13 protein-coding genes are annotated in these 14,688 nt (G+C 72.1%); 5 read left to right on the top strand and 8 right to left on the bottom strand.

What is annotated here, in order from left to right:
- Positions 1-506: 506 nt before the first annotated feature.
- Complete coding sequence (locus tag WMR31_RS14355) at positions 507-1,208, bottom strand: alpha/beta hydrolase (protein ID WP_340539540.1); 702 nt, start codon at positions 1,206-1,208, stop codon at positions 507-509.
- A 148-nt stretch (positions 1,209-1,356) separates the two neighbouring features.
- On the opposite strand from WMR31_RS14355, the gene WMR31_RS14350 reads away from it, so the two are divergent.
- On the top strand, positions 1,357-1,833 hold the full coding sequence (locus WMR31_RS14350) for a MarR family winged helix-turn-helix transcriptional regulator (protein WP_340539539.1): 477 nt from the start codon (positions 1,357-1,359) through the stop codon (positions 1,831-1,833).
- A 165-nt stretch (positions 1,834-1,998) separates the two neighbouring features.
- Here WMR31_RS14350 and WMR31_RS14345 read toward each other — a convergent pair whose 3' ends face one another.
- The 4 genes from WMR31_RS14345 to WMR31_RS14330 form a co-directional block, all read right to left on the bottom strand.
- Positions 1,999-3,174: a PQQ-dependent sugar dehydrogenase gene (locus WMR31_RS14345; RefSeq protein ID WP_340539538.1), complete on the bottom strand. Its 1,176-nt coding sequence runs from the start codon at positions 3,172-3,174 to the stop codon at positions 1,999-2,001.
- On the bottom strand, positions 3,174-4,097 hold the full coding sequence (locus tag WMR31_RS14340; protein WP_340539537.1) for an alpha/beta fold hydrolase: 924 nt from the start codon (positions 4,095-4,097) through the stop codon (positions 3,174-3,176). Before WMR31_RS14340 ends, WMR31_RS14345 begins: the two co-directional genes overlap by 1 nt.
- Before the next feature lie 36 nt (positions 4,098-4,133).
- Positions 4,134-4,376 (bottom strand): hypothetical protein, encoded by a 243-nt coding sequence (locus WMR31_RS14335; RefSeq protein ID WP_340539536.1) that lies wholly within the window; start codon positions 4,374-4,376, stop codon positions 4,134-4,136.
- A 75-nt stretch (positions 4,377-4,451) separates the two neighbouring features.
- A complete protein-coding gene (locus WMR31_RS14330) occupies positions 4,452-5,318 on the bottom strand; it encodes an EamA family transporter (protein ID WP_340539535.1) in 867 nt (288 codons plus the stop codon).
- A 65-nt stretch (positions 5,319-5,383) separates the two neighbouring features.
- On the opposite strand from WMR31_RS14330, the gene WMR31_RS14325 reads away from it, so the two are divergent.
- Both WMR31_RS14325 and ilvD read left to right on the top strand, forming a co-directional pair.
- Entirely contained in the window at positions 5,384-5,848 is a 465-nt protein-coding gene (locus WMR31_RS14325; RefSeq protein ID WP_340539534.1) for an SRPBCC family protein, read from the top strand.
- Positions 5,849-5,892: 44 nt separating this feature from the next.
- Entirely contained in the window at positions 5,893-7,593 is a 1,701-nt protein-coding gene (gene ilvD, locus WMR31_RS14320; protein ID WP_340539533.1) for a dihydroxy-acid dehydratase, read from the top strand.
- Here ilvD and WMR31_RS14315 read toward each other — a convergent pair.
- The 3 genes from WMR31_RS14315 to WMR31_RS14305 all read right to left on the bottom strand — a co-directional run bounded on the left by WMR31_RS14315 (position 7,583) and on the right by WMR31_RS14305 (position 12,184).
- Complete coding sequence (locus WMR31_RS14315) at positions 7,583-8,695, bottom strand: hypothetical protein (protein WP_340539532.1); 1,113 nt, start codon at positions 8,693-8,695, stop codon at positions 7,583-7,585. The two genes, ilvD and WMR31_RS14315, sit on opposite strands and share 11 nt — an antisense overlap.
- 598 nt (positions 8,696-9,293) lie before the next feature.
- On the bottom strand, positions 9,294-10,640 hold the full coding sequence (locus WMR31_RS14310; protein WP_340539531.1) for a hypothetical protein: 1,347 nt from the start codon (positions 10,638-10,640) through the stop codon (positions 9,294-9,296).
- A 356-nt stretch (positions 10,641-10,996) separates the two neighbouring features.
- Entirely contained in the window at positions 10,997-12,184 is a 1,188-nt protein-coding gene (locus tag WMR31_RS14305; protein ID WP_340539530.1) for a GNAT family N-acetyltransferase, read from the bottom strand.
- Between the two features lie 88 nt (positions 12,185-12,272).
- Between WMR31_RS14305 and WMR31_RS14300 the strand changes: the two genes are divergently transcribed.
- Positions 12,273-13,493: a kynureninase gene (locus tag WMR31_RS14300; protein ID WP_340539529.1), complete on the top strand. Its 1,221-nt coding sequence runs from the start codon at positions 12,273-12,275 to the stop codon at positions 13,491-13,493.
- 32 nt (positions 13,494-13,525) lie between these two features.
- Entirely contained in the window at positions 13,526-14,686 is a 1,161-nt protein-coding gene (locus tag WMR31_RS14295) for an MFS transporter (protein WP_340539528.1), read from the top strand.
- Positions 14,687-14,688 lie beyond the last annotated feature (2 nt).

The raw sequence follows: 14,688 nt of genomic DNA, 5'->3' as shown, positions 1-14,688 counted from the left end.
ACACACCGAACACGCGGAAAGGCCCTCTACCCACCCCGCCACGCCGAGCTGTCACCAACCTCCCTACCCACAACAGCCAGCGAGCGCCGACGAAACCCCGGCAACCGGCGCTGCCAACGCGAGGCCGGAGGTTGAGCAAGCGAGCGCCAGCGAGCGCCGACGAAACCCCGGCACCCGTCCTTGCCAGGGTTCCTGAGGCCGGTTGCGAGGTTTCGTCGGCGCCGGTCGGGCTCGTTCCTCGCCCTCCCGGCTTGCTCAACCTCCGGAGGCTCGCGAGGGTATCGTCTCGCCGTCGCCAGCGAGCGCCGACGAAACCCCGGCACCCGTCCTTGCCAGCGTTCCCGAGGGAGGCTTGGGAGGTTTCGTCGGCGCCGGTCGGGCTCGTTCCTCGCCCTCCCGGCTTGCTCAACCTCCGGAGGCTCGCGAGGGTTTCGTCGGCACTCGGTCGTCAGGCGAGCTCGTTCCTCGCCCTCCCGGCTTGCTCAACCTCCGAGGCGGGCCGGGGCTCAGGCTCCGGCGTGGGCGGCGATCTCGACCAGGTCGGCGACGGTGGCGGGCTGGGAGACGTAGACGGCGTGGCTGCCGGGGGCCTCGACGATCGGCATGCCGGCGCGCTCGGCCATGCGGCGCTGGAGCGGCTCGGCGAGCATCTGGTCGTCGCGGGCGATGAGGTAGTGGCTCGGCTTGGACTTCCACGCCGGGTCGCTCACCTTGGCCTCGGCGGCAGCCACGCCCCACCCAGGCATCGCGTCTGCCATGAAGCGGGCGTCCTCGGGGGAGAGGTCGGCGGCGAAGGAGGCGGGGAACTTCTCGCGATCGAGGTAGAGGAAGCCGTCCTCGGGCGGGAGAATCGGGGGGACCGGCGAGCCGGCGGGCGGGTCGGCGATCAGGTCGAGCACCGACTCGCCGGCCTCGGGCACGAACGCCGTCACGTAGACCAGGGCGGAGACGCGCGGGTCGTTGCCGGCCTCGGAGAGGATCACGCCGCCGTAGGAGTGGCCGACGAGCACGGCGGGGCCGTCCAGTCGGGCGAGCGCCCGCTTGACGTACTCGACGTCGTCGGCCAGCGAGGCGGTGGGGTGCTGCACGACGCGGACGTTGTACCCGCGCGCGGTCAGGTCGTCGTGGACCCCCTGCCAGCCTGAGCCGTCGACCCACGCGCCGTGGACCAGTACGACGTTCTTCACGCCACCCTCGGTGAGTGCCATGGCTTCCACATCCCTTCGATTTGTGCGATAACGTTTATCGCGATAACGAAGTTGTATCGCATCCGTCCAGGACCTGTAAAGCCCCCATCGCCGGGCTGTCTGCGCAGCCGCGATACTGGCCGCCGGCCCCCACACCACCCGAGGCGAGATGAACGACCACACCGATCCAGCCAGCGACGCGCCGGTGCCGCTCGATGCGCAGCTGTGCTTCTCGATCTACTCCGCGTCCATCGCGGTCCAGCGGCTCTACAAGCCGCTGCTCGACGAGCTCGGCATCACCTACACCCAGTACCTCGTGCTCAGCACGCTCTGGGAGGACGACGGCCCCGGGATCAGCGCGATCGCCCAGCGGCTCGCCCTGGAGCCGAGCACGATCACGCCCGCGGTGAAGCGCCTCGAGGCGGCCGGTCTGGTCACCCGGCGCCGCTCGGAGACCGACGAGCGTCAGGTCGTCGTCGAGCTCACCCCGGAAGGCTCCGCGCTCTACCCGCGGACCGCCGAGCTCACCCGCACGCTGTTGCGCTGCTCCGGGCTCGACGTTCCCGGGCTGGCGGGTCTCACCGCTCAGATGCAGACCCTCACCGCGCATCTGCGCGAGCCGGCCGCCGAAAGCGAGGGCTCCTGACTAGTGTCGCGTCTCGGAAGTTGTTGATCGGTTGGCGTCTTCATGGGTGTGTGCTTCGGGGGGCCGGGGATCCGCAGTCATACCGGGCGTCTTCCAAGGATCCCCGGTGCCGCGAGGTGCGTGCCATGGTGGCGCGAACCGTCCAAGAACTTCTGGGACGCGGCACTAGGCCTCGGGCCGAATCTGGAGGATCAGGTCGTCACCCTCGGCCGGGGTCCCGCGGCCGTCCCGGTTGCTGGTGGTGAACCACAGCGTGCCGTCGGGGGCGACCGCGATCGTGCGCATCCGGCCGTACTTGCCTACGAAGTAGTCGCGCGGGTCGACCGCGCGCTTGCCCTCCACGGTGACCCGCCACAGCCGCTCGCCGCGCAGCGAGGCCATCCAGAGCGAGCCGTCGGCGTAGGCCAGTCCGGACGGCGAGGCGTCGTCGGTCGCCCAGGTCTGCTGGGGGTCCACGTAGGTCGGCGCCCCGCCCTTGCCCTCGACCTCGGGCCAGCCGTAGTTGCCGCCGGCCTCGATCAGGTTCAGCTCGTCCCAGGTCTGGTCGCCGAACTCCGAGGCCCACAGCCGCCCGGCGTCGTCGAAGGCGAGTCCCTGCACGTTGCGGTGTCCGTAGGAGTAGACCGCGGTGCCGAACGGGTTCCCCGGCGCCGGGTCGCCGTCGGGGGTGACCCGCAGGATCTTGCCGCCGAGGGACTCCTTGTCCTGGGCCAGCGGCGGATCGGCGGTCTCGCCGGTGGAGATGTAGAGGTAGCCGTCGGGGCCGAACTCGAGTCGGCCGCCGTCGTGGCGCGCGGCGTTCGGGATGCCGTCGAGGATCACCTCGAGGTCGGTGCCGAGGCGGTCGTCCTCCAGCGTGGTGCGGACGACCCGGTTGTCCTCGGCGGTGGTGAAGTAGAGGTAGACGAGCCGGTCGCGCTCGAACGTCGGCGACAGGGCGACCCCCAGAAGGCCGTCCTCCGCGCCGGGGCCGGTCGGCTCCGCCTCCGCCACGACCCCGAGCTCGGTGACCTCGCCGGCAGGTGTGACCCGTAGGACCCGCCGCGTGTCGCGCTCGGTGACGATGGCGTCGCCGTCGGCGAAGAAGTCCATGCCCCACGGCGCTTCGAGGTCGGTGGCGATGGTGGTGGGATCCATCGACGGTGCCGTGCTCGGCGACTCTCCGCCGGGCGTGCTAGACGGTCCCGACGGCCCCGAAGGCTCAGAGGTGGTGGGCGGCGGGGTCGAGGTGGACGTCGGCGCGCTCTGCTCGTCGGCAGGGTCGTCGGACTCGTCGCTGCCGCAACCGGCGAGCAGGGCACACGTCACGACGGCCGGCACGGCCCAGGAGAGGCGGCGCATCAGCCGACCTTGGCCAGGAACTCGAGCAGCAGCGCGTGCAGCTCCTCAGGGCGCTCCCATCCGATGAAGCGGGAGGTGGGGAGCTCGACGTACTCGGCGTCCCGCATCCGCTCGGCCGCCGTCGCGAGGTCTCGGGATCCGGCGAGGATGTCGTAGCGCCCGGCCACGAAGCAGGCCGGTGCGTCGATCCCGCTCAGGGACACGCGGGCGTGCCGCGACGTGCTGAGGGCCAGGTGGAAGTACCAGTCGATGGGAGTGGAGAGGAAGTCCTTGACGGCGACCGCGACGACGTCGGGGTCGCGCACCGGGAGCATGAAGCCGGAGTGCGACAGCACCCCGACCGCCCGACGCCCGATTGGCAGGTTGCGGGCCACCGGCGACAACGGTGCGCCGAACACCGACAGGGCGCGCGAGAGGCCCACGGTCACCGCCCGCGCGACCGGGCGAGGCACACCCAGCGGCGCGAGCATCGTGGAGAAGGTGTCTCCGGGCACCCCGGCGACCGCGAACAGTCCGGCCACCCGCTCCGGGTGCCGGGCGGCGATCTCGAACATGGTGTTGACGCCCATCGACCAGCCCACCAGAACCGGCCGCTCGAGCCCGAAGTGATCCATCACCGAGAGGCCGTCGGCGACGAAGTGGGCGATGTCGACGTGACTGCGATCCCTCGGCCGCTCCGAGCCGCCGACGCCGCGGTGGTACCACGAGACGACTCGGACGCCGCAGTCCGGATCGAGCAGCGCCGGCCAGCACCACGGATTGGTGCCGAGGCCGTTGCACAGCACGACGGTGGGCGCCCCCGCGGCAGCGAGGACGCCGTCGGGGTCGTTGGTCCAGGCCCGCACCCGGGTGCCGTCGTCGGACAGGACGTCGCAGTGCGAGACGGACGTCGCCGCGCTGGTGCGCGGGGCGGAGGTCAGCATGCGGCGATTGTGCCGCACGCCCCCTCGGTGCGTGGGTCAGTGCGCCCGGCGCGTGGCGGCGCTCCCGGCGTCCTCGGCGCTCTGGCCGCCCGTCGGGTCGCGGTAGCGGTCGGCGAGGAAGTCGGAGACCTCCTGGCGCTCGGCTCGGCGGTGAGCGCACGAGGTGGCGGCGAGCATGGCATTGCGTCGCGCGCCCTGTTGGGAGCTGACCGGCCACGAGGCGACCCGGCGGACCATGCCGCCCCACCGGCCGGGTAGAGGGGAGGAGGCACGTGACATGGGTTCGACGCTACGCGGCCCAGCGGGCCCTGGCTGCACCGCGACGCTACTTTTGGGTGAACTCACAGGGACCGTTCAGTCGGGCACCGGGTCGGCCAGGGTGCCGCGCCGGCGGGTCGCGCCGATGCTCGCCGCGATCACGAATCCCACCGCGAGCCACTGGACCGCAGAGAGCGTCTCGCCGAGCACGAGCAGGCCGGCCAGCGCAGCCGCGGCCGGCTCCAGGCTCATCAGGATGCCGAAGACGGCCGGAGCGATCGTGCGCAACGCGACCAGCTCGCAGCTGTAGGGGATGACCGAGCTGAGCAGGCCGACCGCCGCACCCAGCAACAGGATCCTCGGATCGGCGAGTCCGTCGCCGGCGTCGTGGACGACGACGTCGACCAGCAGCGCCGGGGTGAGCAGCACGGTGGCCACCACGCTGCCCAGCGCCAATCCGTCCAGGCCCTGCGAGCGCCGTCCCAGCGATCCGGCGAGCAGGATGTAGCTGGCCCACATCGCGCCGGCGAGCAGGGCGTAGAGCACGCCGACCAGGTCGAGCGCGGTGCGCTCGAGGCCGAGGAGCACCACCCCGACTCCGGCGAGCGCGACCCAGCGCAGGTCGGCCAGCCGCCGCGACCCGAGGACGGCGAGCGTCAGCGGGCCGATGAACTCGATGGTGACCGCGATCCCGAGGGGGATCCGCTGGAAGGACTGGTAGATCGCCCAGTTCATCAGCCCCAGGCTGGCGCCGTAGCCGACGACGACGAGCAGATCCCGCCTGCTGCGGCCGCGCAGGCTCGGCCGGGCGATCGCCACGAGCACGAGCGCGCTGGTGACCAGCCGCAGCCAGACGATCGTCGTGGGGGTGACGTCGTCGAAGAGGGTCTTGGCGATGCCGGCACCGCCCTGCACCGACGCGATGCCGATCAGCACCAGCACGACAGGGGACGGGCGCGGCATCCGATCACTCTAGGTAGCGGAGGCGACCGATCCGCGCCAGGCCCGATCTGTGCCACGATGCGGCCATGGCGACCACCTACCACGTGAGCCGCTCCACGACGATCGCCGCGGACCCGGCGCTCGTGCACCGGCTCGTCAACGACTTCCACGAGTGGCCCACCTGGTCACCGTGGGAGGACCTCGACCCCCACCTGGAGCGCACCTACTCCGGCGCCGAGCACGGCGTCGGCGCCCACTACGCCTGGACCGGCAACCGCAAGGCCGGCGCCGGCTCGATGGAGATCACCGAGTCGACGCCCGAGCGAGTATCGCTGGTCCTGCGCTTCCTCAAGCCGTTCCGGGCCACCAACGACGTCACCTTCACCGTCGTGCCCACGGCGAACGGCACCGGCACCGACGTCACCTGGGCGATGTCGGGCGAGCAGCACGGCCTGATGGGCGTGCTCGGGAAGGTGGTCTCGATGGATCGCCTGGTCGGGAAGGACTTCGAGAAGGGCCTGGCCCGGCTCCGCGCGGTGGCCGAGGCCTGAACACGCCGGCCGGCCGCGTGGGGGAGAGCCCTATCCTCGGGGGCATGAACGACGCCGCCGACTCCTCGCAGCAGCCCGACCTCAAGCCGCGTTCGCGCGACGTCACCGACGGCCTGGAGCGGGCCGCCGCGCGCGGGATGCTGCGCGCGGTCGGCATGGGCGACGACGACTGGGAGAAGCCGCAGATCGGCGTCGCGTCCTCGTGGAACGAGATCACCCCGTGCAACCTCTCGCTCGACCGGCTCGCCAAGGCGGTCAAGAACGGCGTCCACGCCGCCGGGGGGTATCCGCTGGAGTTCGGCACGATCTCGGTCTCCGACGGCATCTCGATGGGTCACGAGGGCATGCACTTCTCGCTGGTCTCGCGCGAGGTCATCGCCGACTCCGTCGAGACCGTGATGATGGCCGAGCGGCTCGACGGCTCGGTGCTGCTGGCCGGCTGCGACAAGTCCCTGCCCGGCATGCTGATGGCCGCCGCCCGGCTCGACCTCGCCTCGGTGTTCCTCTACGCCGGCTCGATCATGCCCGGCCAGGTCGACGGCAACGACGTCACGATCATCGACGCCTTCGAGGCGGTCGGCGCCTGCCTGGCCGGCAAGATCACCCGCGAGGAGGTCGACCGCGTCGAGCGCGCGATCTGTCCCGGCGAGGGCGCCTGCGGAGGCATGTACACCGCCAACACGATGGCCGCGGTCGCCGAGGCGATCGGCATGTCCCTGCCCGGCTCCGCCGCCCCGCCCGCGGTCGACCGGCGCCGCGACGGCTTCGCCCACCGCTCGGGGGAGGCCGTGGTCAACCTGCTGCGCCAGGGCATCACCGCCCGCCAGATCATGACCAAGGAGGCCTTCGAGAACGCCATCACCGTCGTGATGGCGCTCGGCGGCTCCACCAACGCCGTCCTGCACCTGCTGGCGATGGCTCGCGAGGCCGAGGTCGACCTGACCCTCGACGACTTCAACCGGATCGGCGACAAGGTGCCGCACCTGGGCGACCTGAAGCCCTTCGGCAAGTACGTCATGTACGACGTCGACAAGATCGGCGGCATCCCCGTGGTCATGAAGGCGCTGCTCGATGCCGGCCTGATGCACGGCGACTGCCTCACCGTCACCGGCAGGACGATGGCCGAGAACCTGGAGGACCTCGCCCCGCCGGCACTCGACGACGACGTCCTGCGCAGCCTCGACCGGCCCATCCACGCCACCGGCGGGCTCACGATCCTCAAGGGCTCGCTGGCTCCCGAGGGCGCGGTGGTGAAGTCGGCCGGCTTCGACGAGTCGGTCTTCACCGGCACCGCGCGCGTCTTCGACGGCGAGCGGGCCGCGATGGACGCACTGGCGGAGGGCACCATCGCCGCGGGCGACGTCGTCGTGATCCGCTACGAGGGCCCCAAGGGCGGTCCCGGCATGCGCGAGATGCTCGCCATCACCGGCGCCATCAAGGGAGCCGGCCTCGGCAAGGACGTCCTGCTCCTCACCGACGGCCGCTTCTCGGGCGGTACGACCGGCCTGTGCGTGGGCCACGTCGCACCCGAGGCGGTCGACGGCGGTCCGATCGCGTTCGTGCGAGACGGCGACCGGATCACCCTGGACGTGCTCAACCGCAGCCTCGAGGTGGAGTTCGTCGGCGACGACCTCGAGTCGCGCAAGGTCGGCTGGGAGCCGCTGCCGCCGAAGTACACCCGCGGGGTGCTGGGCAAGTACGCCCGCACGGTCGCCTCCGCCGCCCACGGCGCGGTCACCGGATAGCTCCTGCCCGCTGGGGGTATCCGGGGCGCGGCGGCAGCCAGGCCGCGACGACGAGGGCGATGAGCCCGGCGGTGACGGCGAACACGCCGATGCCGAAGCCGTCGGCGTCGAGCTGGACCATCGCGACGACGTGGAAGGCCAGCGCCACGGTGGCAGTGACGCCGAGGCGGCGGCGCCAGCGCAGCGGGTCGAGTGCGCCGGTGTGTCCGAGGTAGAGCACCACCGCGATCCCGATCGCTGCGAGGAGGAACAGCCAGCCCACGCCGGCGAAGTAGACCTCGGCGAAGATCTTCCCCGAGCCGAAGCCGCCGTCGCGTGCCGCCTTGCCGAGGTCGGAGAAGGTGACGGTCTGGCTGGTGCCGGTCCACGACAGGAACGCGTAGCCGGCGAAGCACAGCAGCGCCGCGATGCCGGCGATCACCACCGCCGGGCGGGCGGCGACCGGGCGCGGCGGGTAGCCGGGCGGCGGGAATCCCTGGCCCTGAGGACCGGGTGCGTACTGGCCGGGCTCGAACTGACCGGGGTACTGGCCGGCCGCGAGATGCGGGTACCGGGCTGGATCTGAGGTTCGCCTCTGGATCGTCTTCCGCGGGCCGACGATGACCGCGGCCGCGAGCAGGACCAGGCCGGCGACCCACCAGTACGGACCCGACTCGGGTCTCACCGAGGCATAGAAGTAGGCCAGCGGCGGTGCCTCTGACGCGCTCTGGCCATCACCGCCGACGACCGGCGGCGGATCCACCTTGTCACTGCCCAGGGCGAATCCGAGGTTGAAGTAGGCGAGCACTGTCAGCGCGATCGCCGCCACCACGGCCACAGGCAGCGCGATCCGAGCGATCGTGGTCACCACGGACCGGCGTGGACCGAGCACCCCGGCGAGCGACAGCAGAATGCAGATCACCGTGACGGCGATGGCCACACCCGGGAAGAACGCATTCGCGAACCCGCCGGGTTCGATGATGTCGGGCGTCTGGTCGAAGACCTTCCGCACGGCCTTGGTGGCATCGGGCAGGCCGGCGCGTTCCGAGGTGTTGCTGAGGGGCCCACTCTCGTCGCCCTCGTACGCCAGGTTGATCCGAGCCTTGACCCACTGCTTGGTCACTGCGATCAGGATGACGAACAGCCCGCCGGCCAGGAGCCAGACCGCCCACCCCGGGTGGGTCAGACGTTCACGAAACGTGGGATCAGCGGCTCGGGTCGGGGGTGGCGGGGGCGGGGGCGTCCAGCCAGGCTGAGGCGGTGGTGGAGGGGGCGGACCCTGCGCGGGGTTCGGCTGCCACTGAGGAGGTTCGCCCGAGAAAGACATGGCCTCTACCTTGCCACCGACGGTTCCGACCGCCGAGCAACGCTCAACCTCCGACAGCGACGGATCTGCTTCAGCTGCCGGAGGTTGAGCAAGCGCCAGCGAGCGCCGATGAGACCCCGGCAGCCCTCCGTGTGGACGTTCGCGAGGGAGGCTTGCGGGGGTTTCGTCTGCGCTGTCGGGCTCGTTCCTCACCCGTCAGCTTGCTCAACCTCCGACCGCGACGGGCCTGCTTCAGCGGCCGGAGGTTGAGCAAGCGAGCGCCAGCGAGCGCCGACGAAACCCCGGCACCCACGCACCAGCCAACCACCTCCGGTTGGTCCCCGTCCCACTCGCCTACGCGGAGCCCTGACCACCCCGCCACCCACTGGCGGGGCCATCGGCGCGCCCGGGGTCGCTAGACGACGACGCGGGCCGTGGTGCGCAGCGGGAGCAGGGCGCCGAGCAGGGACAGGCCGAGACCGATGCTGACGGCGGCGACGGCGATGCTCAGCTCGGCCTCGAACTGGAACATCGCGACCAGGTGGACGAGAACGGCCACGCCCATCGCGATCGCGAGGATCGGTCGCATCGTCTTGGGGCTCGCGCGGCCGGTGCGGCCGACGGCGACCATGACCGCGACGGCGATCGCGACGACCAGCAGAGCCCAGCCCAGCCAGGCGAAGTAGGCCTCGGCGATCTCCTTCCCACTGCCGAAGCCGACGTCGCGAGCGGCCTCGCCGACGTCGCTGAAGGTGACGGTGTCGCCACCGCCGGTGCTCCAGCTCAAGAAGCCGTAGCCGGCCAGGCATAGCACCGCGCCGAGTGCGGCGAGGACCACCGCCACCAGCTGGGTGCGTCTGGTCAGTACGGGGGCTCCGGAGTACCCGGGCGTGCCGGGTGCGCCGAAGGCCCCGGCGCTCGGGTACCCGTGCCCGGCCGGCGAGTCCGCAGCCACCGTCGATCCGTCGGGCAGCTTCAGGACGACCCGTGGCCCGAGCATGGCCGCCACCGCGAGCACCAGCATTCCGAGCACCCACACCGCGGTGCCCAGGTGCGGCTCGACGTCGAAGGTCACCTCCGACTCGGCCTCCTGCTCGCCCGGAGCCCCGGGTGCCCCGGAGCTGACGGTAGGAGTGCTGCTGCTCCCACCTCCGCCGAAGTCCCACGAGGTGCCGAGGTCGACATAGCCGATGGCAACCACCGCGAACGTCGCGACGATCGCGACGAGGGCGCCGATCCGCACCGCGGCGGTGCGACCGGCCCGACGCAGGCCGACGGCTGCGACCAGGACGAGCAGGACGCAGGCGATCGTCAGGAGCACGCCGAGCCAGCCGAAGACCGCATTGGCCCAGAAGCCCGGATCCGGGGGATCGGACGCCCGCGCGGTGGTCTCCTCCACGTGCTCGACCGCCGAGAACGCACCGGCGTACTTGCGCGGGCCGGGACCGCCGTCGGCGAAGTCGAACAGGCGAGCCTCGACCCAGTCGAAGACGAGCGAGGCCCCGATGATCACGACGCCGAGGGCCGCGAAGGCGAGGGCCCAGCCCGGTCGTTCGACCCGCTTCAAGCCGGCCGACTCCGGGTCGACCTCGACCATCCGGCCACCGGGCCCCGGCACGCCGGAGAGGTCGTGCACGAAGGGGTGCTGCGGGCGCGGCGGCTGGTAGGGCGGCTGGTGCTGGTCGTGTGGGGGGTGCGGGTACGGCGGGGGAGGAGGCGGACCCGGCCGGTCGTGCTCCTGCGGACCGTCCTGGGTGCTCATGGGCGAATGGTGCCACGTCGATCGGTGCGATGACGTCGCTCTGACGCGGCTGTCCGACGGCCCGATGGGCTCCGTCGAATCTTCCGGATCCGCGCGATCGCGCCGAAACGGAAGATCCGGAGCGGCGGCTGCGCGACCCATTCCGCGCAATTGCGCCGAACGGTGCAGTGCAGCCCGCTCACACCGACCCGGACCGCGCAATTGCGCCGAACGGCGCAACCCGAGACCCCAAAGCCGACCCGAACCGCGCAATTGCGCCGAACGGCGCAACCCGAGCCCCCAAAGCCGACCCGAACCGCGCAATTGCGCCGAACGGGCCGGAGTCGAGCGCCGGGCGCGCCAATGCCCGAGCGAGCTCAGAAGTAGTCGCGGATGTGGACCGGGCGCCCGGTGAAGATCGCATCCAGAGCGCCGTCGTGTTCGCTCGGGCCGCTCAACAGCCCGAGCAGGCGCAGGTTCGCGCAGTTCTGGACGCCGGCATACAGCAGCGCGATCCCGGACGCCGTGAAGGTCGTCGCCGGGCGCTGGTCCGCGACCTCCACGCACGTTCCCTCCCGCGGGTCGAGCACCAGGTGGCGAGGCTCGGGGCGCAGCCGATCGCCCAGCACGGTGAGTGCGATCGGGTCCGAGCCGCCGGCGTGACCGCCGAGGACGGCCGCGATCGCGGCGGCCGGGTGATCCAGGCGCAGCATGTAGGAGTGTCGCCGCGTGACCGGCCACGCTGCGCTCGGCAGCGCCAGGCGCGCCGGGTCGTGGCCCGAGGTGCGCAGCGACACTGAGCCGGTGGCCGAGCGGTTGGTCCCGAGCATCGCCCACAGCGCCCGGTAGGCGTCGCCGGTGGCGCCGAGGAGGTCCCACACCTCGATGCGTCCGCTGGCGTCGTAGCCTCCGGTGCGGTCCCAGGAGGCGAACCCGAGCACCCGGTCGTCGGGGTCGACCGCCACGCTCACGCCGGTGAAGTCGTCGAGCAGGCCGGCGTCGCCGGCCCCGAAGCGCGGACCGGTGCGGGTGAGCGGGCCGTTCTGGGCGGCCGCCCACGTGTCGTAGAGCGCTCGGATCGCGGGGACGTCGGCGGTCGCTGCGCGCCGCACCTCGATGCCCTCGGGGCGGGGCACGAGCGCCGCCTCGGTCGTGGGCAGCTCGACGGTGTCGTAGGAGGTCACGATCTCGTAGCCCAGGCCACGGTAGATCCCGTGCGCGGTCGGGTAGAGCGCCGAGACGACCTCGCCGCGCTCGGCCGACTGCTCGAGCATCGCCGCGAACAGGGGTCGCAGCAGTCCGCGCCCGCGATGCTCCGGGGCGATCGCCACGCTCGCCACGCCACACGTCGGCACGCGGCGTCCGTGCCACCACGACTCGAACTCCAGGCCCGCGACGCGACCCACCAGGCGGCCGCGGTCGAAGGCGCCCCACACATGGCGGCCCGGAGGCAGCTCGGCGGGCACCTCGAACGGCGGCGCGCCGGGCCGTGGCGGGCCGAACGCCTCCACGCCGAGTCGGTACGACTCCTCGCTGTCGGCCAGGTCGAGCAGGCGGATCTCCACGTCGCTGGTCTACCACTAGGGAATCACTGGTCAATGAGGCTGGCGCCGTCCTGGCGTTGATCGGTGGTTCCCTAGATACCCTCGGCCGGTGACCGACCATCCCTCGCATCCCCTCGACGCCGCCGACCCGCTCGCCTCCTACCGCGACCGCTTCGTAGGCGCCGACAGCGAGCTGGTCTACCTCGACGGCAACTCGCTCGGGCGCCCGCTGCAGGTCACCGGCGAGCGGCTGCGCGCCTTCGTCGACGAGGAGTGGGGCGGCCGGCTGATCCGCGGGTGGGACGAGGGCTGGTTCGACCTGCCGGTGACGCTCGGCGACGAGATCGGCCGGATCTGCCTGGGAGCGGCTGCGGGCCAGACCTTCGTCGGGGACTCCACGACCGTGCTGCTCTACAAGGCCATGCGGGCGGCGGTCGCGCTGCGCCCCGGGCGCACCGAGATCGTGCTCGACCGCGACAACTTCCCGACCGACCGCTACGTCGCCGAAGGGATCGCCCGCGAGTGCGGACTCACCCTGCGCTGGATCGACGTCGACACCGCCGCCGGGGTCACCGCCGACCAGCTCGCCGAGGCCGTGGGGGAGCAGACGGCGCTGGTGGTGCTCAGCCACGTCGCCTACCGCTCGGCCTGGCTGGCCGACGCGCCCCGACTCACTGAGATCGCCCACGACGCGGGCGCGCTGGTGCTGTGGGACCTGTGCCACAGCGCCGGGTCCGTACCGACGTCGCTCGACGCGTGGGACGTCGACCTCGCCGTCGGCTGCACCTACAAGTACCTCAACGGCGGGCCGGGCTCACCGGCGTTCGGCTACGTCGCGCGCTGCCTCCTCGAGGACGCCGCGACTCCGCTCACCCAGCCGATCCAGGGCTGGATGGGTGCCGCCGACCCGTTCGAGATGGGACCCGGGTACGCCCCCGCCCGCGGCGTCCGCCGGATGATCTCCGGCACCCCGCCGGTGCTGGGGATGCTGGCGCTGCAGGACATGCTGGCCCTGCTCGACGAGGCCGGCCTCGAGGCCGTGCGCGAGAAGTCGATCGGACTCACCGAGCACGCCATCGCGCTCGCCGACGACCTGCTTCCCGAGACCACGCTCGCCTCGCCGCGTGACCCCGAGCGCCGTGGCGGCCACGTCACCCTCAACCATCCGCGGATGCGCGAGGTCACCGCCGAGCTGTGGCGCCGCGACGTCCTGCCCGACTACCGCGACCCGCACGGGCTCCGGTTGGGGCTCTCGCCGCTGTCGACGTCCTACGCCGAGGTGGAGCGCGGACTCCACACCGTGCGCGACGTGCTGGACGGTCTGACCTGACCAGCCGTCCGCCGATCCCCGGCGAGATCCGGGTGCTGGTCGGCTCCGCCTTCGTCATCGCGATCGGCTTCGGGCTGGTCTCGCCGGTGCTCCCGGCCTATGCCCGCAGCTTCGACGTCGGGGTCGCGGCGGCCTCGGTGGTGGTCTCGGCGTTCGCCTTCTTCCGGCTCCTGTTCGCGCCTGCCGGCGGAGCGCTGGTCTCCCGGCTCGGCGAGCGACCCGTCTACCTCACCGGCCTGCTGGTGGTCGCGGCGTCGTCGCTGGCGACGGCGTTCGCCCAGTCGTACGTGCAGCTGCTGATCTTCCGGGGCCTCGGCGGCATCGGCTCCACCATGTTCACCGTCTCGGCGATGGCGCTCCTGGTGCGGCTGGCGCCGCCGACGATCCGTGGCCGGGTCTCATCGGCCTATGCCAGCGCCTTCCTCATCGGCGGCATGCTCGGCCCGGTCCTGGGCGGTGCTCTGGCCGGCTTCGGGCTGCGGGTCCCGTTCATCGCCTATGCCGGCGCCCTGGTCGTCGCCGCCACGGTCGTCGGGGTCCGGCTGTCCTCGGCGCGACTGCGCCCCGAGAGCACTGCTTCGGAGAAGCCCCCGATGCGGGTGCGGGAGGCGCTGGAGTCCTCGGCCTACCGGGCCGCGCTCGCCTCGGCGTTCGCCAACGGCTGGTGCAACTTCGGCGTGCGGGTGGCGGTGCTGCCGCAGTTCGCCGTGGTCGTGCACGACGAGACCTGGGTCGCCGGCGTCGCGCTCGCCCTCGCCGCGCTCGGGACCGCGCTCACCCTGCAGGTCGCCGGGCGGGTCGCCGACACCCTCGGACGGCGCCCGCTCGTCCTGGCGGGGCTGGTGATCACCGCGATCGGCCTCGGCCTGATCGGGCTCAGCGGCGACCTGATCACGCTCCTGGTGCTCTCCGCCGTCTCCGGTGTCGGCGCAGGCCTGGTGAATCCGGGCCAGCAGGCCACGGTCGCCGACGTGATCGGTGCCGACCGCGCGGGAGGCACGGTGCTCAGCACCTTCCAGATGGCGCAGGACGCCGGAGCGATCCTCGGCCCGATCCTGGTCGGCGTCGTCGCCGACCAGTGGGGCTTCCGGTGGGCCTTCGCCACCACGGCGCTGGTGAGCCTGCTCGCTGTCGTGCCGTGGCTGTTCGCGAAGGAGACCCTGGTGCGGTCCCCGGCCGGAGGAGCGAAGTGAGC

The organism is Nocardioides epinepheli, assembly GCF_037936805.1.
Taxonomy (GTDB): domain Bacteria; phylum Actinomycetota; class Actinomycetes; order Propionibacteriales; family Nocardioidaceae; genus Nocardioides.
This window is presented reverse-complemented; position numbering and strand designations above follow the sequence as displayed.

What these genes read in the sequence shown, in the direction of transcription:
- WMR31_RS14355 (WP_340539540.1), bottom strand. Translation starts at nt 1,208, where the DNA reads ATGGCACTCACCGAGGGTGGCGTGAAGAACGTCGTACTGGTCCACGGC.
- WMR31_RS14350 (WP_340539539.1), top strand. Translation starts at nt 1,357, where the DNA reads ATGAACGACCACACCGATCCAGCCAGCGACGCGCCGGTGCCGCTCGAT.
- WMR31_RS14345 (WP_340539538.1), bottom strand. Translation starts at nt 3,174, where the DNA reads ATGCGCCGCCTCTCCTGGGCCGTGCCGGCCGTCGTGACGTGTGCCCTG.
- WMR31_RS14340 (WP_340539537.1), bottom strand. Translation starts at nt 4,097, where the DNA reads ATGCTGACCTCCGCCCCGCGCACCAGCGCGGCGACGTCCGTCTCGCAC.
- WMR31_RS14335 (WP_340539536.1), bottom strand. Translation starts at nt 4,376, where the DNA reads ATGTCACGTGCCTCCTCCCCTCTACCCGGCCGGTGGGGCGGCATGGTC.
- WMR31_RS14330 (WP_340539535.1), bottom strand. Translation starts at nt 5,318, where the DNA reads ATGCCGCGCCCGTCCCCTGTCGTGCTGGTGCTGATCGGCATCGCGTCG.
- WMR31_RS14325 (WP_340539534.1), top strand. Translation starts at nt 5,384, where the DNA reads ATGGCGACCACCTACCACGTGAGCCGCTCCACGACGATCGCCGCGGAC.
- ilvD (WP_340539533.1), top strand. Translation starts at nt 5,893, where the DNA reads ATGAACGACGCCGCCGACTCCTCGCAGCAGCCCGACCTCAAGCCGCGT.
- WMR31_RS14310 (WP_340539531.1), bottom strand. Translation starts at nt 10,640, where the DNA reads ATGAGCACCCAGGACGGTCCGCAGGAGCACGACCGGCCGGGTCCGCCT.